17 protein-coding genes and 3 tRNA genes are annotated in these 17971 nt (G+C 57.8%); 10 read left to right on the top strand and 10 right to left on the bottom strand.

Going from position 1 to position 17971, the window contains the following annotated elements; genetic code table 11:
- Nucleotides 1-99: 99 nt before the first annotated feature.
- The gene (locus B2J69_RS06050; protein ID WP_081137358.1) at nt 100-900 is read left to right on the top strand and encodes a C40 family peptidase; all 801 of its coding nucleotides are present in this window, start codon (nt 100-102) and stop codon (nt 898-900) included.
- Nucleotides 901-945: 45 nt separating this feature from the next.
- Here B2J69_RS06050 and cydH read toward each other — a convergent pair whose 3' ends face one another.
- Nucleotides 946-1035, bottom strand: a complete 90-nt coding sequence (gene cydH, locus B2J69_RS23570) for a cytochrome bd-I oxidase subunit CydH (RefSeq protein ID WP_094078480.1) — start codon at nt 1033-1035, stop codon at nt 946-948.
- Nucleotides 1036-1320: 285 nt separating this feature from the next.
- On the opposite strand from cydH, the gene purR reads away from it, so the two are divergent.
- The gene (purR, locus tag B2J69_RS06045; RefSeq protein WP_081137356.1) at nt 1321-2346 is read left to right on the top strand and encodes an HTH-type transcriptional repressor PurR; all 1026 of its coding nucleotides are present in this window, start codon (nt 1321-1323) and stop codon (nt 2344-2346) included.
- Here the strand turns inward: purR and punR are convergent.
- Nucleotides 2343-3248 carry a DNA-binding transcriptional activator PunR gene (gene punR / locus B2J69_RS06040; protein WP_081137354.1) on the bottom strand — a complete coding sequence of 302 codons (906 nt, stop codon included), beginning with the start codon at nt 3246-3248 and terminating at the stop codon, nt 2343-2345. The two genes, purR and punR, sit on opposite strands and share 4 nt — an antisense overlap.
- A 123-nt stretch (nt 3249-3371) precedes the next feature.
- Here punR and punC point away from each other — a divergent pair, with 123 nt between their 5' ends.
- Nucleotides 3372-4574: a purine nucleoside transporter PunC gene (gene punC, locus B2J69_RS06035; RefSeq protein ID WP_081137705.1), complete on the top strand. Its 1203-nt coding sequence runs from the start codon at nt 3372-3374 to the stop codon at nt 4572-4574.
- A gap of 307 nt (nt 4575-4881) precedes the next feature.
- Nucleotides 4882-6030, top strand: a complete 1149-nt coding sequence (cfa, locus tag B2J69_RS06030) for a cyclopropane fatty acyl phospholipid synthase (protein ID WP_081137352.1) — start codon at nt 4882-4884, stop codon at nt 6028-6030.
- A 37-nt stretch (nt 6031-6067) separates the two neighbouring features.
- On the opposite strand, the gene B2J69_RS06025 is transcribed toward cfa, so the two are convergent.
- Nucleotides 6068-6721 (bottom strand): riboflavin synthase subunit alpha, encoded by a 654-nt coding sequence (locus B2J69_RS06025; protein WP_081137350.1) that lies wholly within the window; start codon nt 6719-6721, stop codon nt 6068-6070.
- Between the two features lie 193 nt (nt 6722-6914).
- On the opposite strand from B2J69_RS06025, the gene B2J69_RS06020 reads away from it, so the two are divergent.
- The 6 genes from B2J69_RS06020 to B2J69_RS05995 all read left to right on the top strand — a co-directional run bounded on the left by B2J69_RS06020 (nt 6915) and on the right by B2J69_RS05995 (nt 10980).
- Entirely contained in the window at nt 6915-8288 is a 1374-nt protein-coding gene (locus B2J69_RS06020) for an MATE family efflux transporter (protein WP_081137348.1), read from the top strand.
- Nucleotides 8289-8441: 153 nt separating this feature from the next.
- Nucleotides 8442-8518 (top strand) — tRNA-Val (locus tag B2J69_RS06015).
- Nucleotides 8519-8521: 3 nt separating this feature from the next.
- Nucleotides 8522-8598: transfer RNA gene (locus B2J69_RS06010), tRNA-Val, on the top strand.
- A gap of 10 nt (nt 8599-8608) precedes the next feature.
- Nucleotides 8609-8685 (top strand) — tRNA-Val (locus tag B2J69_RS06005).
- 344 nt (nt 8686-9029) lie between these two features.
- Nucleotides 9030-10442: a pyruvate kinase PykF gene (pykF, locus tag B2J69_RS06000; RefSeq protein ID WP_081137346.1), complete on the top strand. Its 1413-nt coding sequence runs from the start codon at nt 9030-9032 to the stop codon at nt 10440-10442.
- Nucleotides 10443-10743: 301 nt separating this feature from the next.
- On the top strand, nt 10744-10980 hold the full coding sequence (locus B2J69_RS05995) for a major outer membrane lipoprotein (protein ID WP_007374746.1): 237 nt from the start codon (nt 10744-10746) through the stop codon (nt 10978-10980).
- A gap of 63 nt (nt 10981-11043) precedes the next feature.
- Here the strand turns inward: B2J69_RS05995 and B2J69_RS05990 are convergent, their stop codons facing one another.
- From B2J69_RS05990 to sufA, 7 genes are read right to left on the bottom strand one after another with little or no spacing between them, the layout of a single operon-like run.
- Nucleotides 11044-12048: a L,D-transpeptidase family protein gene (locus B2J69_RS05990; RefSeq protein WP_081137344.1), complete on the bottom strand. Its 1005-nt coding sequence runs from the start codon at nt 12046-12048 to the stop codon at nt 11044-11046.
- Nucleotides 12049-12104: 56 nt separating this feature from the next.
- The gene (sufE, locus tag B2J69_RS05985; protein WP_081137342.1) at nt 12105-12521 is read right to left on the bottom strand and encodes a cysteine desulfuration protein SufE; all 417 of its coding nucleotides are present in this window, start codon (nt 12519-12521) and stop codon (nt 12105-12107) included.
- A gap of 20 nt (nt 12522-12541) precedes the next feature.
- Nucleotides 12542-13765 (bottom strand): cysteine desulfurase SufS, encoded by a 1224-nt coding sequence (gene sufS / locus B2J69_RS05980; protein WP_081137703.1) that lies wholly within the window; start codon nt 13763-13765, stop codon nt 12542-12544.
- Nucleotides 13765-15042, bottom strand: a complete 1278-nt coding sequence (sufD, locus tag B2J69_RS05975) for a Fe-S cluster assembly protein SufD (protein ID WP_081137340.1) — start codon at nt 15040-15042, stop codon at nt 13765-13767. Before sufD ends, sufS begins: the two co-directional genes overlap by 1 nt.
- Nucleotides 15017-15763, bottom strand: a complete 747-nt coding sequence (gene sufC, locus B2J69_RS05970; RefSeq protein ID WP_033747480.1) for a Fe-S cluster assembly ATPase SufC — start codon at nt 15761-15763, stop codon at nt 15017-15019. The genes sufD and sufC overlap by 26 nt, the downstream gene beginning before the upstream one ends.
- Before the next feature lie 42 nt (nt 15764-15805).
- A complete protein-coding gene (gene sufB / locus B2J69_RS05965) occupies nt 15806-17299 on the bottom strand; it encodes a Fe-S cluster assembly protein SufB (protein WP_081137338.1) in 1494 nt (497 codons plus the stop codon).
- A gap of 7 nt (nt 17300-17306) precedes the next feature.
- Nucleotides 17307-17681, bottom strand: a complete 375-nt coding sequence (sufA, locus tag B2J69_RS05960) for a Fe-S cluster assembly scaffold SufA (RefSeq protein ID WP_081137336.1) — start codon at nt 17679-17681, stop codon at nt 17307-17309.
- Nucleotides 17682-17971 lie beyond the last annotated feature (290 nt).

Here is a 17971-nt window from a genome sequence, read left to right as displayed (position 1 = left end):
AAAAACCTGGCTTAGAATGGCCCCGGCGCTGATCACCGATCAGATTTTTCTAACCTCGTTACGGCCTGTTGTCGTAACCGCTAACCCTGAAACCGGACGATGCGATTACTGATTACGCTTTTTATCTTAGCTTTCGCGCAGCTGTTTCTGAACATTGCGTCGGCTTCGCCGCAAACGCCGGTTAACGCCAGTCTGCATAAAGCGGAAAAAAAGAGCGCGCGTGAAGATGAGCGGCGCAAACGCCGTCCGGTGAAAACCAGCGCCAAAAAATCTCGCCCCTCGACTGCGCAAAAACTCAAACTGAAAAAACAGCAGAAACTCGACACGGCCGCCCTCTCTCATCCCGCCAGCGACAAGAAAAAATCCGCTAAAAACACCCGTAAGCGCTATGGTCATCAGCGCCCGTTAAGCACGGCTAAAACCGCGGGCGCCGGGCTGCTGGAAGCGGACGATCCTACCACCATTAAAATGAGCAAGTCCCATCGCCTGCGCTATCAAAAAGCGCGCGAAACCGCGATGACCAAGCTGATGGGTCAGCTGGGCAAGCCTTATCAGTGGGGCGGCACCTCGCCGCATACCGGTTTCGACTGCAGCGGCCTGGTCTGGTACGCCTATAAGGACTTAGTAAAATTCCGCATCCCGCGCACCGCCAATGAGATGTACCACCTGCGCGACGCCGCAGAGGTGAAGCGCGAGTCGCTGGAGAAAGGCGATCTGGTCTTCTTCCGCATCAATGGCCGCGGCACGGCGGATCACGTTGGGGTTTACCTCGGCAACGGCAAGTTCATTCAGTCGCCGCGCACCGGGAAAGATATTCAGATTAGCGCGCTGTCGGAAGATTACTGGCAGCGCCACTATATCGGCGCGCGCCGTATGATGACGCCGAAAACCATTCGCTAAGAAAAAAGAAAACCGGGGATGTCCCCGGTTTTTTTATTGCTGCTGTTAGTGCATCACGGCGGTAAAGCTAAAGGCCACGATCATCAGCAGCGCCGCGCCGGTGGTCATCAGCGCCAGTTTTAAATCTGTGCTCATTGCTACTCCTTATCCACACAATTGTCAGGGTCTTGCGGATTTTCCCATAGTCGCCGGTAAAAATCTCGTTTTATCCCGCAAGCCTTGCTAGAATCCCCGCCTTTGTTGCGCAACTGACGCAACGCCCGTGCCGTTCGCACGCAACAGCCCCTGTTTTGTCCTGCCCAGTGCGTGTTTCACCGACAAAAAACTGTAGCGAATTAACAGAAAACCATCCTGGCGGACGCAAACGATTAACATTATGCTTATCAGCGGCTTACTGATAAGTTCTGGAGTCTCTTTTTAATGGCAACAATCAAAGATGTCGCGAAGCGCGCCGGTGTCTCCACAACCACCGTTTCTCACGTTATCAATAAAACGCGCTTTGTCGCGGAAGAGACGCGCAACGCCGTCTGGCAGGCGATTCAGGAACTGCACTATTCGCCCAGCGCCGTCGCGCGTAGCCTGAAGGTTAATCACACGAAAACGCTGGGGCTGCTCGCCACCTCCAGCGAGGCACCCTATTTCGCCGAAATCATTGAGGCGGTCGAGCATCACTGCTTTGAGCGCGGCTATACCCTGATCCTCGGCAATGCCCACAACGATCTGCAGAAGCAGCGCGCCTACCTGTCGATGATGGCGCAAAAGCGCGTCGATGGTCTGCTGGTGATGTGCTCTGAGTATCCTGACGACCTGCTGAAGATGCTGGAAGAGAACCGCAATATTCCCATGGTGGTCATGGACTGGGGCGAATCGCGCGCCGACTTTACCGATACCGTGCTGGATAACGCTTTCCAGGGCGGCTATCTGGCGGGACGCTATCTGATTGAACGCGGTCACCGCGATATCGGCGCCATTCCCGGCCAGCTGGAGCGCAACACCGGCGGCGGACGCCACGCGGGCTTTTTAAAAGCGCTGGAGGAAGCAGGCATCGCGGTGCGCGCGGAGTGGATCGTACAGGGTGATTTCGAGCCGGAGTCGGGCTACCAGGCGATGCAGCAGATCCTGCAGCAGAAGCAGCGTCCAACGGCGATCTTTTGCGGCGGCGATATCATGGCGATGGGCGCTATCTGCGCCGCCGACGAGATGGGACTGCGCGTGCCGCAGGATATTTCGGTGATCGGCTATGACAACGTGCGCAACGCGCGCTACTTTACGCCAGCGCTGACCACCGTGCATCAGCCGAAAGCGCAGCTGGGCGAGAAAGCGCTGGAGATGCTGCTGGACCGCATCACCAGCAAACGCGAAGAGTCGCAGACCATTGAGGTGCATCCGACCCTGATCGAGCGCCGCTCGGTCGGCGACGGCCCGTTCCGCGACTACCGCCGTTAATCCTCGCTCAGCCACTCCTGATTAAGGGTTTGCGCATCGCCCAGATAGCTAAGCAGCCAGCCTAGCGCGGGCGATGCGCCCGCTTCCGACCAGCTGACGCAGCAGGGACTCTCGGGAAAAGGCGCCGGCAGCGCCAGCTCCGCCAGATCGCCTTTATCCAGCAGCGGGCGCGCCAGATGGCCCGGCATCATCGCCACGCATAATCCCTCCAGCACGCACGCCAGCCCCGCCTGCCAGTCCGGCACCACCAGCCGTCGCTGATTGTCGAGCGTCCAGGTCATGCGGCGCGGCAGCGCGCGCGCGGTATCCTCCAGCACCAGCGACGGCCAGGCGCGCAGCGCGTCGTCATCGAGCCGCGGCTGCTGGGTGAGCGGATGCTGGCGCGCCACCACGCAGCGCCAGTTGAGCGCGCCCATATCGCGAAAGGAGAAGCGTCCGCCGACCGGGATCGCCTGCGTTGCGCCGATAGCGACGTCGACGCGTCCGTCAGCCAGCGCATCCCAGACGCCGTTAAAGACTTCGTAGCTAATGTGCAATTCCATGTCGGGGAAGTGACGGTAGAAGTCGGTGACCAGCTGACGGCTGCGCGGTAGCTTGACGATGCGATCCACCGCGATGCTCAACTGCCCGCGCCAGCCGTTCGCCAGCTGCTGGCACTGGCGGCGCGTGGCAAGCATTTTTTTGATAACCTCGCGCCCTTCGCGCACAAAATGTTCGCCGGCGGCGGTCAACGCCACGTTGCGATGCTGACGTTCGAACAGCGGCACCGCCAGCCAGGTTTCCAGCTGACGCACCGTATAGCTGACGGCAGAGGGCACGCGGTGCAGCTCTTCGGCGGCCGCACTAAAGCTGCCGGTGCGCGCCACCGCGTCAACCACCTCCAGGGCGTATTCAGACCACATGCTTTTTCCTTTCAAATTTTTTCACAGCACTCGGCAAATATTAGCGTTTCACAGCGGCGGGCGCACCCTTTTACACTTTGCCGCGTTTAACCTGCCTGACTAATGATGAGAATGAGTAAAACCATGCCGTTATCAAAAGGATTTATGCCCTATCTCGCCCTGCTCAGCATGCTGGGTTTTCTGGCGACCGATATGTATCTGCCCGCTTTTGGCGCGATGCAGCTCAGCTTTAACACTTCTCCCGGCGTGATTAGCGCCAGCATGAGCCTGTTCCTGGCGGGCTTCGCCGTCGGCCAGCTGTTCTGGGGACCACTTTCCGATCGCATCGGCCGCAAGCCGGTGCTGCTGATGGGACTGGCGCTGTTCGCGCTCGGCTGCGCCGGCATGCTGTGGGTGGACAATGTCGCGCTGATGCTGGCGCTGCGCTTTCTGCAGGCGATCGGCGTCTGCGCCGCAGCCGTGAGCTGGCAGGCGCTGGTGGTGGATCGCTATCCGCGCGCGCGCGCCAATAAGGTGTTTGCCACCATTATGCCGCTGGTGGCGCTCTCGCCTGCGCTGGCGCCGCTGCTCGGCGCCTGGCTGATAAGCCATTTTCACTGGCGTTCGATTTTTCTGGTGCTGACGCTCACCGGCGTCGCGCTGATGCTGGTGACGCTGCGCCTGCCTGCTCGCCCGCCCGCGCCGAAAACCGCCGTCGATCAGCCGGGCTTTTTCGCCCTGCTGCGCTCGGGCGTCTATGGCGGCAACGTGCTGATCTACGCCGCCTGCTCCGCCAGCTTTTTCGCCTGGCTCACCGGCTCGCCGTTTATTCTCGCCGATGCGGGCCTGACGCCAGCCGATATTGGCCTGAGCTATATCCCGCAAACCATCGCCTTTTTACTAGGCGGGTTCGGCTGCCGCGCGCTGCTTAATCGCTTCGCCGGCGCACAGCTGCTGCCCTGGCTGCTGGCTCTTTACAGCCTGAGCGTGGCGACCCTGTTCGCCGTGGCGTTGACCGGCAGCCATAGTCTGGTCGCCCTGCTGGCGCCTTTTTGCGGCATGGCGCTGGCGAACGGCGCAATTTACCCCATCGTGGTGTCGAACGCGCTGCTGCCCTTTCCGCACGCGACCGGTAAAGCCGCCGCGCTGCAGAACACGCTGCAGCTCGGCCTCTGCTTTCTTGCCAGCCTCGCGGTCTCAGCAGGTTTACAACAACCGCTGCTGATGACTACGCTGATTATGGTAACGACGATTCTCCTGGCGGCAGCGGGCTATGCCTGGCAGCGACGCGCCAGCGCACAAACGGATATTGTCCACGCGCCCGCACCCTGCCAGGATAATCACTAAGGCAACTTTTATAGTTAGCCGCCTAACAATAAGTCGTTGAATATTGACCTGGTTGAGCTTATACTCGACCAGGTCAATAAATCTGCAACAAATCAATAACATAATAGTTTTATTCTTAGGCGATCCTTTTCGCCCGGATGGTGTCTGCACGATTACCTCCCTGTTGTGTCAGACAAAGATTTTCAGATTCAATCCTCTGTAAAACGTCGGATATCAGGCGCACGGAGCGATCCGTGACTTTTCTCACAACGCCTGGGAAATTGGCTATTCTTTTCTCAGGTTCAAGCGGACAGGTGATGGAGAAGCTATGAGTTCATCGTGTATAGAAGAAGTGAGCCTTGAAGAGAACCACTGGTATCGCATCGTCCATGAAATGCTGGAAAAAGCGGATATCGCCATCAACGGCAGTCGTCCCTGGGATATCCAGGTTAAGCATCCTGACTTTTTCAAGCGCGTCATTCAGGAAGGGTCACTCGGTCTGGGTGAGTCCTATATGGATGGCTGGTGGGAGTGCGAGCGGCTCGATATGTTTTTTCACCGCGTGCTGAAGCACAAGCTGGATCAGCAGCTGCCGCACCACTTCAAAGATACGCTGCGCGTCGCCGCGGCGCGTCTGACCAACCTGCAGTCGAAAAAGCGCGCCTGGATCGTGGGCAAAGAGCATTACGATCTCGGCAACGACCTGTTCTCGCTGATGCTTGATCCCTATATGCAGTACTCCTGCGGCTACTGGAAAGAGGCTGACACCCTGGAGCAGGCGCAGGAAGCGAAGCTCGATATGATCTGCCGCAAGCTGCAGCTTGAGCCAGGCATGACGCTGCTGGATATCGGCTGCGGCTGGGGCGGGCTGGCGGCCTACGCTGCGCGCCACTACGGCGCGGTCGTGCACGGCGTCACCATTTCGGCGGAACAGCAGAAGCTGGCGCAGCAGCGCTGCGAAGGGCTCGACGTCACCATTCTGCTGCAGGACTACCGCGATCTTGATCGGCAGTTTGACCGTATCGTGTCGGTCGGCATGTTCGAGCATGTCGGCCCGAAAAACTACGCCACCTACTTCGACGTGGTGGACCGCAATCTGAAGCCGGACGGCCTCTTTTTGCTGCACACCATCGGCGCCATCCGCACCGATATGAATGTCGATCCCTGGATCGATAAATATATTTTTCCCAACGGCTGCCTGCCGTCGGTGCGCCATATCGCGGACGCCAGCGAACCCCACTTTATTCTCGAAGACTGGCACAATTTCGGCGCCGACTACGACACCACGCTGATGGCCTGGTATGAACGGTTTCTGCAGGCCTGGCCGCAGCTGTCGGAGAAGTATGGCGAGCGTTTTAAACGGATGTTCAGCTACTACCTCAACGCCTGCGCGGGTGCGTTTCGCGCGCGCGATATTCAGCTGTGGCAGGTGCTCTTTAGCCGTGGAGCAGAAGGCGGTTTGCGCGTGGCGCGCTAAACCGCACGACAAGAGGAGGCGCCCTGAGCGCCTTTTTTTATGCCTGTTGCGTATCGCTGTCGAGCATAGCGGCGGCGGCGGCTTCACGCTGCGCCAGCACGCGCTCTACGGTGTCGACGATCGCCTGGGTGTGCGGATCGATCTCGATGTTGACGCGATGGCCGAGCTTTTTCGCCCCGAGCGTGGTGCGCTCCAGGGTTTCCGGAATAAGGTAGACGCAAAATTTGCTTTTCGTGACGTCGCCCACGGTGAGACTAATGCCGTCGATGCCGACGAAACCTTTATGCAGAATATATTTCATCTGTGCCGGATCCTGGATTTTAAACCAGATCTCACGGTTATTTTCCGACTGGATAATTTTGCAGATTTCCGCAGTGGTCATAATATGGCCAGACATCAGATGACCGCCAATCTCATCGCTGAATTTTGCCGCACGCTCAATATTCACCACGTCGCCCTGCTGCAGATCGCCTAAATTGGTGACGCGCAGGGTTTCTTTGATCAGGTCGAAACTGACGCGATTGCCGTCAATGGCTGTCACGGTTAAGCAGCAGCCGTTGTGGGCCACCGACGCGCCCAGCGCCAGCCCCGGCAGCAGCTCTTCCGGCAGCTCGGCGATATGGGTGCGAAATAGCTCTTTCTCTTCAATGGACACAATCTTTGCGGTGCCCTGCACAATTCCGGTAAACATAGTTTTGGCCTCCTCGAATTTTGCCCTAGCTTATCACAGCTTAGCGCGCGGATATTATTTCCGCGTCGCGTGCGCATGACGGCGGCAATATAACGCACGGCGTGACAAAGCTTGGTGAATCGGGTTAATCCCGCTACACTGAGCGCGCATTTCTTAAGGTTCACTCCCCTTTCTTTTTTTAACAGGTGTTAACGTGCAGAAGTATTTAACAGAAGCGCGTCAATTGCTTGCCCTTGCGATCCCGGTCATCCTTGCTCAGGTGGCGCAGACCGCAATGGGATTTGTGGATACCATTATGGCCGGCGCGGTAAGCGCCACGGATATGGCCGCCGTCGCAGTCGGCACCTCTATCTGGCTTCCGGCCATCTTGTTTGGCCACGGTCTTCTGCTTGCATTGACGCCAACCGTTGCGCAACTCAACGGCTCCGGCCGCCGCGAACGCATTGCCGAACAGGTTCGGCAGGCTTACTGGCTGGCGTTTTTCGTCGCTATCCTGATTATGGTGCTGCTGTGGAATGCCGGTTACGTTATCCGCGCGATGCACGATATCGACGAGCAGCTAGCTCTCAAGGCAGAGGGCTATCTGCACGCGCTGCTGTGGGGCGCGCCCGGCTACCTCTTCTTTCAGGTGATGCGCAACCAGTGCGAAGGGCTGTCGAAAACCAAGCCTGGCATGGTGATGGGGTTTATCGGCCTGCTGGTCAATATCCCGCTGAACTGGATCTTTATCTACGGCCATTTCGGCATGCCGGCGCTGGGTGGCGTCGGCTGCGGCGTGGCGACCGGATCGGTTTACTGGGTGATGTTCCTCGTCATGCGCCTCTGGGTGCGCCGCATGGGCAGCATGCGCGACGTCCGCATGCACACTCGCTGGTCGCCGCCGTCGCGCGCCGTTCTGCAGCGGCTGGTCTCCCTTGGTCTGCCGGTGGCGCTGGCGCTTTTCTTTGAAGTGACCCTGTTCGCCGTGGTGGCGCTGATGGTGTCGCCGCTCGGCATTGTCGACGTGGCGGGACATCAGATCGCGCTCAACTTTAGCTCGCTGATGTTCGTGCTGCCGCTCTCGCTGGGCGTCGCCACCACCATTCGCGTTGGTTACCGGCTCGGTCAGGGCTCGGCCGAGCAGGCGCGCGTCGCGGCCTGGACCGCGCAGGCCGTCGGCGTCTGCATGGTGGCGGTGACCGCCTTGTTTACCGTCACCTTCCGTCATCAGATCGCCCTGCTCTACAACGATAATCCCGAGGTGGTGGCGCTGGCGGCGCAGCTGATGCTGCTGGCGGCAATTTACCAGTTCTCCGATTCGATCCAGGTTATCGGCAGCGGCATTCTGCGCGGCTATAAAGATACGCGCTCCATCTTCTTTATTACCTTTATCGCCTACTGGCTGCTGGGGCTGCCCAGCGGCTATACGCTGGCGATGACCGACTGGGTGGTGCCGCGTCTCGGCCCGGCCGGTTTCTGGTGCGGCTTTATTATCGGCCTCACCTCGGCGGCGATCATGATGCTGTGGCGCATTCGTCGCCTGCAGCAGCTGCCTGCGCAGGTGATCCTGGCGCGCGCGGCGCGCTAAGTGGCTGAACGGGCCGGAAAAGGCCCGTGACGCCTAAAAAAACGACGCATAGCACAGTTGCTGGTCAGTCAGCGTGAAAAAAGCGTTTTTCCGCTTGCCAGCGTGACGGCCTGTCGTTAATATTCGTCCCCGCTGTCGCCCTGACAGCGTGTTGCGCTCTTAGCTCAGTTGGTTAGAGCACCACCTTGACATGGTGGGGGTCGATGGTTCGAGTCCATTAGAGCGCACCAAGTGCGTCCGTAGCTCAGTTGGTTAGAGCACCACCTTGACATGGTGGGGGTCGGTGGTTCGAGTCCACTCGGACGCACCATTTCTTAAATGCGTTCTTAGCTCAGTTGGTTAGAGCACCACCTTGACATGGTGGGGGTCGATGGTTCGAGTCCATTAGAACGCACCACTTTTGCTGTTTATCTCCCTTTCGCAACTTCACCTTTTCTTGATCTCCGTCGTTTCCTTCTCTGCTTTTTAATTGGTTTTCGGATACTTAGCGTCTATACTATGCCGCGTTGTTCCACTTGAAAGGTTTCAGCGCGGCGTGCCTATGGCGATAACTCATACTCTTTGCGCAACACGCGTTTGTCGGTTTCCAGACGTAACCGCACAACTTCCCTGCACGCTCCGCCTGCGTCACCTATTCTTACTCTGTACCGTCCGTTTCGATATCAACCAGAATTTTCATTTCGATGCGTCGTCGTCGAATCCCAACCTTTATCATCCATCACAACTTACAGATAACCTGTCATGAAAAAGACCAAGATCGTTTGTACTATCGGTCCGAAAACCGAATCGGAAGAGATGCTGACCCAGCTGCTTGAAGCCGGCATGAACGTTATGCGCCTCAATTTCTCGCACGGTGACTACGCCGAACATGGCCAGCGCATCGCCAATATGCGTGCGGTGATGCAGAAAACCGGTCGCCAGGCTGGCATTCTGCTTGACACCAAAGGTCCGGAAATCCGTACCATGAAGCTGGAAGGCGGTCAGGACGTGTCGCTGAAAGCGGGTCAGACCTTTACCTTTACCACCGATCAGAGCGTGATCGGCAACAGCGAACGCGTTGCCGTCACCTATGCTGGCTTCACCGAAGATCTGAAAATCGGCAACACCGTGCTGGTGGATGACGGCCTGATCGGCATGGAAGTGACCGAAGTCACCGAGAATGCCGTGGTGTGTACCGTGCTGAACAACGGTGACCTGGGCGAGAACAAAGGCGTTAACCTGCCGGGCGTCTCCATTCAGCTGCCTGCGCTGGCGGAAAAAGACAAGCGCGACCTGATCTTCGGCTGCGAGCAGGGTGTCGACTTCGTGGCGGCGTCGTTTATTCGCAAACGTTCCGACGTGCTGGAAATCCGTGAGCACCTGAAAGCGCACGGCGGCGAGCATATTCAGATCATCTCCAAGATTGAAAACCAGGAAGGCCTGAACAACTTCGACGAGATCCTTGACGCCTCTGACGGCATCATGGTGGCGCGCGGCGATCTCGGCGTGGAAATCCCGGTTGAAGAGGTGATTTTCGCGCAGAAGATGATGATCAAAAAGTGCAACAAGGCGCGTAAAGTGGTGATCACCGCCACCCAGATGCTCGACTCAATGATCAAAAACCCGCGCCCTACCCGCGCGGAAGCGGGCGACGTGGCCAACGCCATCCTTGACGGCACCGATGCGGTGATGCTGTCAGGCGAGAGCGCCAAAGGCAAATACCCGCTGGAGTCGGTGACTATTATGGCCACCATCTGCGAGCGCACTGACCGCGTGATGAAGTCGCGTATCGACACGCTGGAAGATTCCCGCAAGCTGCGCATCACCGAGGCGGTGTGCCGTGGCGCGGTGGAAACCGCGGAAAAACTGGAAGCGCCGCTGATCGTGGTGGCGACCGAAGGCGGCAAATCCGCCAAGTCGGTGCGTAAATACTTCCCGGACGCCACCATTCTGGCGCTGACCACCAACGCGACCACCGCGCGTCAGCTGATCCTGAGCAAAGGCGTGGAAACGCGTCTGGTGACTGAGATCGCCTCTACCGACGATTTCTACCGCATCGGCAAAGAGATGGCGCTGGAAAGCGGCTACGCGCAGAAAGGCGACGTGGTGGTCATGGTCTCTGGCGCATTAGTACCAAGCGGTACCACAAATACCGCGTCAGTACACGTGATTTAATTACCCTGAAATTTAATTTAAGAGCGCCTTTCGGGGCGCTTTTTTTATTCCGCCACTAATACAAAACCCAAAAATTTCCAATCGATAATAACTATTCAATATCCTCCTAAATTAAGGTTAATCCGATTAAATCTCTCTGTTTTCGCTAAATATTTTTATCATATGCGGCGAAGCGCTGCTTCTTTGAGCGAACGATCAAGTTTAAGCATCTTCTCATCAAAAATTTATTCTCAACTTAAAAAGCTTTGTGTAATACTTGTAACGCTACATGGAGATTAACTCAATCTAGAGGGTATAAATAATGAATCGTACTAAACTGGTACTGGGCGCGGTAATCCTGGGTTCAACTCTGCTGGCTGGTTGCTCAAGCAACGCTAAAATCGACCAGCTGTCTTCAGACGTTCAGACTCTGAACGCGAAAGTTGACCAGCTGAGCAACGACGTGAACGCAATCCGTTCTGACGTGCAGGCTGCTAAAGATGACGCAGCTCGTGCTAACCAGCGTCTGGACAACCAGGCTCACTCTTACCGTAAGTAAGAGTTCTGGTTTGAAAAATGGCGCCCATGTGGCGCCATTTTTTTTGCCCTGCTTTTCTCGCCCTCAGGGCGTCGCTGCCGCCGTTTGATCTACCGGCGCGGCCTGCGCGCTCTTCTGCCCCTCATCGCGCGTCTGCGCATCCACCGCCTCGCCAGCCGACACCAGCACCGGCATACCGGAACGACGCTCCAGCGCCGCTTTAATCAGCGCGCTGTCGCTGTGCGGACTCTTGATAAACTTCTTCAGCGCCGGGCTGAGCGCGAGCGGCATGGTCTGCGGATCGTCTTTGTCGCTGTGCGACAGCGGCTGATGCACCTCGACGTAGCGTTTTCCGTCCGGCTCGACGGCATATTTCACCGGCTGGTTAATCACCTGCACGCGCGTCCCCTTCGGTACGCTGTTGAACAGCGCCTCGATATCCTGCGGGCGCAGACGAATGCAGCCGGAGCTGACGCGCATGCCGATGCCGAAGTCCGCGTTGGTGCCGTGGATCAGGTAGTTGCCGCTGCCGCGCGCCAGACGCAGCGCAAACAGCCCCATCGGGTTCTCCGGGCCTGCAGGCACCACAGCCGGCAGCGTCACGCCCTCTTTGGCGTAGCGCTTGCGTATGTTGACGGTAGGCGTCCAGGTGGGGTTAGGGATTTTCTGGCTGATGCTGGTGACCATCACCGGCGTCGCGGCGCCGAGCTGGCCGATGCCGATAGGATAGACGATGACCTTGTCCTCGCCTTTCGGATAGTAATAGAGGCGCAGTTCGGCCAGGTTGACCACAATCCCCTCGCGCGGCGTATCCGGCAGCAGCATCTGCTGCGGCACCACGAGCTGCGTGCCCGCTTTGGGAAGCCAGGGATCGGTGCCCGGATTCGCCTCCAGCATGCTCAGCAGCCCGATCTGATACTTCGCCGCAATCGCTTCAAGGGGACGTTTGTCGTCGGGAACGGTGGTTAACTGGTTTTCGCCGATAAGACGGCTGTCAGCGGGAGGAAGCGGATAGTCCGTGGAAAAAGCCGGTGCGTTGAGTCCAACGCTTAGCAGCAGCGCACCGGCGAAACGTAAGGCTGATTTCATGCAATCTTCTCTTTCAGATAAAAAAACAGACGCCTGTTGGCGTCTGCTAGTTTAACTCAGAGGAGATTTTGAGCGTTATGGCGAATTGCCCGAATCATTGCCTCAAGGCCCTGCGACCGTGAAGGCGTCAGATGCTGCGTCAGCGCCAGCTCTTCGAACCAGTGACGCACGTCCAGCGCGACGATATCCGCCGGCGTCAGGTTTTGATAGAGGCTAAACACCACCGCAATCAATCCCTTAACGATAGCGGCGTCGCTGTCGCCTTCAAAGGCGATGGTGCCGTCGCTCTGCGGATGCATCTTGATCCAGACCTGGCTCTGGCAGCCAGAGATGACATTTTCCGGCTGATGCAGGCTTTCGGATGATTCTGGAAGTTTCGCGCCCAGCTCGATGATGTAGAGGTACTTCTCTTCCCAGTTTGCGCAACGGTTAAAGTTGCGCACCAGTTTCTCTTTTTCTGGCAACGTAGCCATCACTTACTCCTGAACTCTGCTCAACCGCCCAGCAGACGATGAATACGGGTCAAACCGGCCGCCAGACGATCGGCCTCTTCTTCGCTGTTGTAGAAGGCGAACGAGGCGCGGCACATGGCGGGAACCGCAAAGCGACGCATCAGCGGCATAGCGCAGTGATGGCCGGTGCGGATGGCGATACCGTACTGATCGAGGAAGCTGCCGACGTCATAGGCGTGATGCTTGCCCAGATTAAAGGCGATGACGCCTGCGCGATCCTGCGGGCCGTAAATCACCAGATCGGGCACCGAGGCGAGCTTGTCGAGCGCATAGCGCATCAGCGCCTGTTCGCGCTGCTGGATAGCGTCCAGACCAATCGATTCCACATAGTTCAGCGCCGCGCCAAAGCCGATGATGCCGCCGGTGTTAGGCGTGCCCGCTTCAAAACGCCACGGCGCCTTGTTCCAGGTGGTGCCGGTCGGCAGCAGGACCTGATCGATCATCGAGCCGCCCCCTTCCCACGGCGGCATCTCGTCGAGCAGCGCTTTGCGCCCGTAGAGAATGCCGACGCCGTTAGGGCCGTAAATTTTGTGGCTGGAGAAGACGTAGAAGTCGCAGTCGATATCCTGCACGTCGACCTTGCCGTGCATCACCGCCTGCGCGCCGTCCACCAGCGTCACCAGACCCGCGGCTTTCGCCTGCGCCACCAGCGCCTTGACCGGGTTAACGGTGCCGAGCACGTTGGAGACGTGCGTCACCGCCAGCAGTCGCGTGCGGCTGTCGATCAGCTCCGCCAGCGCCTCGAGCGCCAGCTCGCCGTTGTCGTTCAGCGGCAGCACGCGGATTTCCGCGCCGGTGCGCTGCGCCACCATCTGCCACGGCACGATATTGGCGTGGTGCTCCATCTCGGTGATGATCAGGTTGTCGCCGGCTTTGAGCTGGCTTGCGCCCCAGCTGTTCGCCACCAGGTTGATCCCCTCGGTGGTGCCTTTGACAAACACGATCTCTTCCGGCGAAGAGGCGTTAAGGAAACGCGCCGCCTGCAGGCGGACGTTTTCCATATCGGTGGTGGCCTGCGCGCTCAGGCTGTGAATGCCACGATGCACGGCCGCATAGCCGTGCTGATAGAAATGGCTTTCGGCGTTAATCACCGCCAGCGGACGCTGGGCGCTGGCCGCGCTGTCAAGGTAGGCCAGCGGATGACCGTTGACCTCACGCTTCAGGATCGGGAAGTCGGCCCTGATACGTTCGAGATCGAAGTTCATCATGAGGCATCTCCAGGGAAACGCGCCGCAATGCGTTGCAGAACCGCCTGACGCAGCGTCTCATCATCCAGCGCTTCGGTCAGCTCAGCGGCGAAAGCGTGAATAATCATCTGCTGCGCCGCCTCTTCTGCAATACCGCGCGAGCGCAGGTAGAACATCTGTTCGTCATCGATGCGGCCGATGGTCGCGCCGTGGCTGCACTTCACGTCGTCGGCGTAGATTTCCAGCTGCGGCTTGGTGTCCACTTCCGCCAGACGGCCCAGCAACAGGTTGTTGTTGGTCATCTGTCCGTCGGTTTTCAGCGCGTGCTGCGCCACTTTAATGTGGCCGTTGAACACCGCGCGGCCTTTGTCGCGCGAAATGGTTTTGTGCAGCTGACGACTCAGGCAGTAGCCTTTGTTGTGCTCCAGATAGCTGCGCGTATCCGCCACTTCCGCATTCATCGGCAGCACCAGGCTGTTAAGCGACAGCTGGGTGTTTTCACCGTTGAGCTGCACGCTGGTGTTGTGGCGCGAGAGACCGGCGCCCAGCAGGAAGCTGGTGCTGCTGACCTGCGCATCACGGCCAATAACGATATCGTTATGGGCGAAGTGGTAGCTGCTGCTCTCTTCAAACGCCAGCTTAATATGCGTCAGCTGGGCGTTGTCGCCCACCGCGAAGGTGAAGCGCGCGCCGGTAAAGTGCTGCGTGCCGTTCAGCGTCACGTAGTGCTCGATGACCTGCGCCTGCGCGCTCTCTTCCAGCTCGAAGTGGTGGCGATGATGCACGGTGTTGAGCGCATCAGACTGACCGCTGGTGATATGCAGCAGATAGAGCGGACGCGCCGCCGCTTTACCGCGCGCCAGGCGAATCGAGGTTACCTCTTCCGCCAGGCTTTCGGTCAGGTGCAGAAACACCTCTGGCTGCACCGGTGCTGGCAGCGGACGACGCTCGGCGGCGCGGCTGTGCTGCACGGTGAACAGCTCGGTGTCGCCCGCGCTCAGCGACGGCTGAAACTGGCCGTCGACGAACACCAGACGAATGGCGTCGAGCGGCAGCGCCAGTGCGTCAACCTGCGCCTGACTCAGGCTGTTCGCCTGCGGCAGCACGAACTGGTGGGCCAGCAGGCCGTCCAGCGCGGTGTATTTCCAGTTTTCATGCTTACGCGTCGGCAGCCCGACACGCATCAGCTGCTGCCAGTGCTGCTGAGCCTGCAGCGAGCGTGACTCGCCGCGCGATTCAAACAGATGGTGCCACTGCTGCAGGGCGTTATCACTCTTCGTCGGTAAGCCAGCCATAGCCTTGCTCCTCCAGCTGTTTCACCAGAGTAAAGTCGCCAGATTTGACGATCTTGCCTTTGTACAGCACGTGCACGAAGTCTGGCTTGATGTAGTCCAGAATACGCTGGTAGTGGGTCACGATAATAAAGGCGCGCTTCTCGTCGCGCAGGCTGTTAACGCCTTCGGCGACGATTTTCAGCGCATCGATATCGAGGCCGGAGTCGGTTTCATCGAGGATGCACAGCTCAGGCTCCAGCGCCGCCATCTGCAGAATGTCGTTGCGTTTCTTTTCGCCGCCGGAGAAGCCGACGTTAACGGAACGGGTCAGCAGATCTTCCGGCATCTTCAGCAGGTGGATCTTGTCTTCGATAAAGTCCTGGAAGTCGAAGCGATCCAGCTCTTCGTTGCCGCGATATTTACGCACCGCGTTGACCGCGGTCTGCAGGAAGAACTGGTTGCTGACGCCTGGGATCTCCACCGGATACTGAAACGCCATAAAGATGCCTTCGCCCGCGCGATCTTCTGGGTCAAGCTCCAGCAGATCTTTGCCTTTGAAGCTCACGGAACCGCCGGTGATTTCGTAATCTTCACGGCCAGCCAGCGTGGCAGAGAGCGTGCTTTTGCCTGAGCCGTTCGGGCCCATAATGGCGTGCACTTCGCCCGGTTTCACTTCGAGGTTAAGACCGCGCAGGATCTCTTTGTCTTCAACGCTAACCTGTAAATCTTTAATGCTTAACATACTTATTCCTTCACATTGCTTCCGGCAACGCGTGTGACGGCATCAGCCCACACTGTGCTCAAGGCTGATGGCTAACAGTTTTTGCGCTTCCACGGCGAACTCCAGTGGCAGCTCAGAGAAAACGTCTTTACAGAAGCCGTTAACGATCATGGAGATCGCATCTTCTTCGCTGATACCGCGCTGCAGGCAGTAAAACAGCTGATCTTCGCCGATGCGCGAGGTGGTTGCCTCATGCTCGAGCTGAGCGGTGTTGTTGCGGGTTTCCACATACGGGAAGGTATGCGCGCCGCAATCAGGGCCGATCAGCATCGAGTCGCACTGGGTAAAGTTACGCGCGTTAGTCGCGGTCGGCATAATTTTCACCAGGCCGCGATAGGTATTCTGGCTCTTACCGGCGGAGATACCCTTGGAGATGATGGTCGATTTGGTGTTTTTACCAATGTGGATCATCTTGGTGCCGGTATCTGCCTGCTGGCGTCCGCTGGTCAGCGCCACCGAATAGAATTCGCCGATGGAGTTGTCGCCGCGCAGAATGCAGCTCGGGTATTTCCAGGTAATGGCGGAGCCGGTCTCGGACTGCGTCCAGGACATTTTGCTGTTCTCGCCTTCGCACAGCGCACGCTTGGTCACGAAGTTCAGGATACCGCCTTCGCCTTCGCCGCCAGGGAACCAGTTCTGCACGGTGGAGTATTTCACTTCCGCGTTTTTGTGGATGATCACTTCCACTACCGCCGCGTGCAGCTGATAGGTGTCGCGCACCGGTGCCGAACAGCCTTCAATGTAGCTGACGTAGCTGTCTTCATCCGCAATCAGGATGGTGCGCTCAAACTGACCGGTTTTCGCCGCGTTGATGCGGAAATAGGTCGACAGCTCCATCGGACAGCGCACCCCTTTCGGGATATAAACGAAGGTGCCGTCAGAGGCGACCGCCGAGTTCAGCGCGGCGAAGAAGTTGTCGTTGGCCGGCACCACGGTGCCGAGATACTTCTGCACCAGCTCAGGGTGTTCCTGAATCGCTTCGCCAAAGGAGCAGAAGATAATGCCCTGCTCAGCCAGCTTGCCGCGATAGGTCGTGGCGACGGAAACGGAGTCGAAAATTGCGTCGACCGCCACTTCGCGCCCTTCGCGCACCGGCACGCCGAGCTGATCGAACGCCTTCTCAACTTCCTGCGTCAGGTAGTTGTTGGTCTCTTCGATGCCTGACGACTGCAGCGCGCCCGGCTCTGAGGCGCAGCTGTCGTCGCAGTTGCCGCAGGAGGGCGCCGAGTAATAGCTGTAATCCTGGTAATCGAGCTTGTCGTAATGCGCTTTCAGCCAGTGCGGCTCTTCCATTTCGAGCCAGGCGCGAAAGGCTTTAAGACGAAACTCCAGCATCCACTCTGGCTCGTTACGTTTAGCCGAGATCGCGCGCACCACATCCTCATTGATGCCGTGCGCCATTTCGTCGGTTTGCAACTGGGTAAAGAAGCCCTCTTTGTAGTTGAGCTTGCCTTCCCACATTTGTACATCGTCAGATGTTTCGCTGTGTCGTGACATATTTCACTTACTCGACGCCAAAGCTTTCACCGCACCCGCAGGCGTGTTGAGCTTTAGGGTTATTGAATTTAAAAATCTGATTCAGGCCTTCGCGGACGTAATCCACTTCGGTGCCGTCGATAAACGGCATTGCCTGAAGCGGCACATAGAGCGATGCGCCGTTATGGGTAAACTGCAGATCGTCGTCGGCGGGCGTTTTCACCAGATCCATGACGTAACCGAAACCGGCGCAGCCGGATTGCTTCACGCCCAGGTGCAAGCCTTTAACTTCAGGATCTTGCGCCACCAGGTTAAGAATTTGCTTCGCGGCGGAATCAGTGAGCGTGACCCCTTTCCAGACAAAATCGTCGGGAGAGAAAGTTGCTGCATTTACAGATGCCATGTTGATACCTCGTAAGTCCGGACCTTTTCAGGCTATCCCCCTATGGTAAGGATCTGGGCGATCACTTCAACCTCTTGTTTTGCAGGGATAATCATCTTGTGCTGTTTTTAATCGCTGCTTTATTAAGCATAGCTGCTTCGCAGCCCTTTGCGGCGAGACAGCGCACGCGCAAATCGATGGCCTAACCTGTTAAATTTACGTAAAAAAATTTTCAGCCAGTTATTAATAAATTCTTATTGATAGGTTACGCCTTTATGAAACCTTTGGGGATTGTTGTTGCCGATTTTATT

This window comes from Pantoea latae (assembly GCF_002077695.1).
GTDB classification, from domain to species: domain Bacteria; phylum Pseudomonadota; class Gammaproteobacteria; order Enterobacterales; family Enterobacteriaceae; genus Pantoea; species Pantoea latae.
The sequence above is the reverse complement of the archived record's forward strand: the minus strand, read 5'-3'. Positions and strand labels throughout refer to the sequence as shown.

Coding starts and splice junctions, on each gene's coding strand:
- sufA (WP_081137336.1), bottom strand. CDS start 17,681: ATGGCATCTGTAAATGCAGCAACTTTCTCTCCCGACGATTTTGTCTGG.
- sufC (WP_033747480.1), bottom strand. CDS start 15,763: ATGTTAAGCATTAAAGATTTACAGGTTAGCGTTGAAGACAAAGAGATC.
- punR (WP_081137354.1), bottom strand. CDS start 3,248: ATGTGGTCTGAATACGCCCTGGAGGTGGTTGACGCGGTGGCGCGCACC.
- pykF (WP_081137346.1), top strand. CDS start 9,030: ATGAAAAAGACCAAGATCGTTTGTACTATCGGTCCGAAAACCGAATCG.
- cfa (WP_081137352.1), top strand. CDS start 4,882: ATGAGTTCATCGTGTATAGAAGAAGTGAGCCTTGAAGAGAACCACTGG.
- B2J69_RS05995 (WP_007374746.1), top strand. CDS start 10,744: ATGAATCGTACTAAACTGGTACTGGGCGCGGTAATCCTGGGTTCAACT.
- B2J69_RS05990 (WP_081137344.1), bottom strand. CDS start 12,048: ATGAAATCAGCCTTACGTTTCGCCGGTGCGCTGCTGCTAAGCGTTGGA.
- cydH (WP_094078480.1), bottom strand. CDS start 1,035: ATGAGCACAGATTTAAAACTGGCGCTGATGACCACCGGCGCGGCGCTG.
- sufB (WP_081137338.1), bottom strand. CDS start 17,299: ATGTCACGACACAGCGAAACATCTGACGATGTACAAATGTGGGAAGGC.
- sufE (WP_081137342.1), bottom strand. CDS start 12,521: ATGGCTACGTTGCCAGAAAAAGAGAAACTGGTGCGCAACTTTAACCGT.
- punC (WP_081137705.1), top strand. CDS start 3,372: ATGCCGTTATCAAAAGGATTTATGCCCTATCTCGCCCTGCTCAGCATG.
- sufD (WP_081137340.1), bottom strand. CDS start 15,042: ATGGCTGGCTTACCGACGAAGAGTGATAACGCCCTGCAGCAGTGGCAC.
- B2J69_RS06050 (WP_081137358.1), top strand. CDS start 100: ATGCGATTACTGATTACGCTTTTTATCTTAGCTTTCGCGCAGCTGTTT.
- purR (WP_081137356.1), top strand. CDS start 1,321: ATGGCAACAATCAAAGATGTCGCGAAGCGCGCCGGTGTCTCCACAACC.
- B2J69_RS06025 (WP_081137350.1), bottom strand. CDS start 6,721: ATGTTTACCGGAATTGTGCAGGGCACCGCAAAGATTGTGTCCATTGAA.
- sufS (WP_081137703.1), bottom strand. CDS start 13,765: ATGAACTTCGATCTCGAACGTATCAGGGCCGACTTCCCGATCCTGAAG.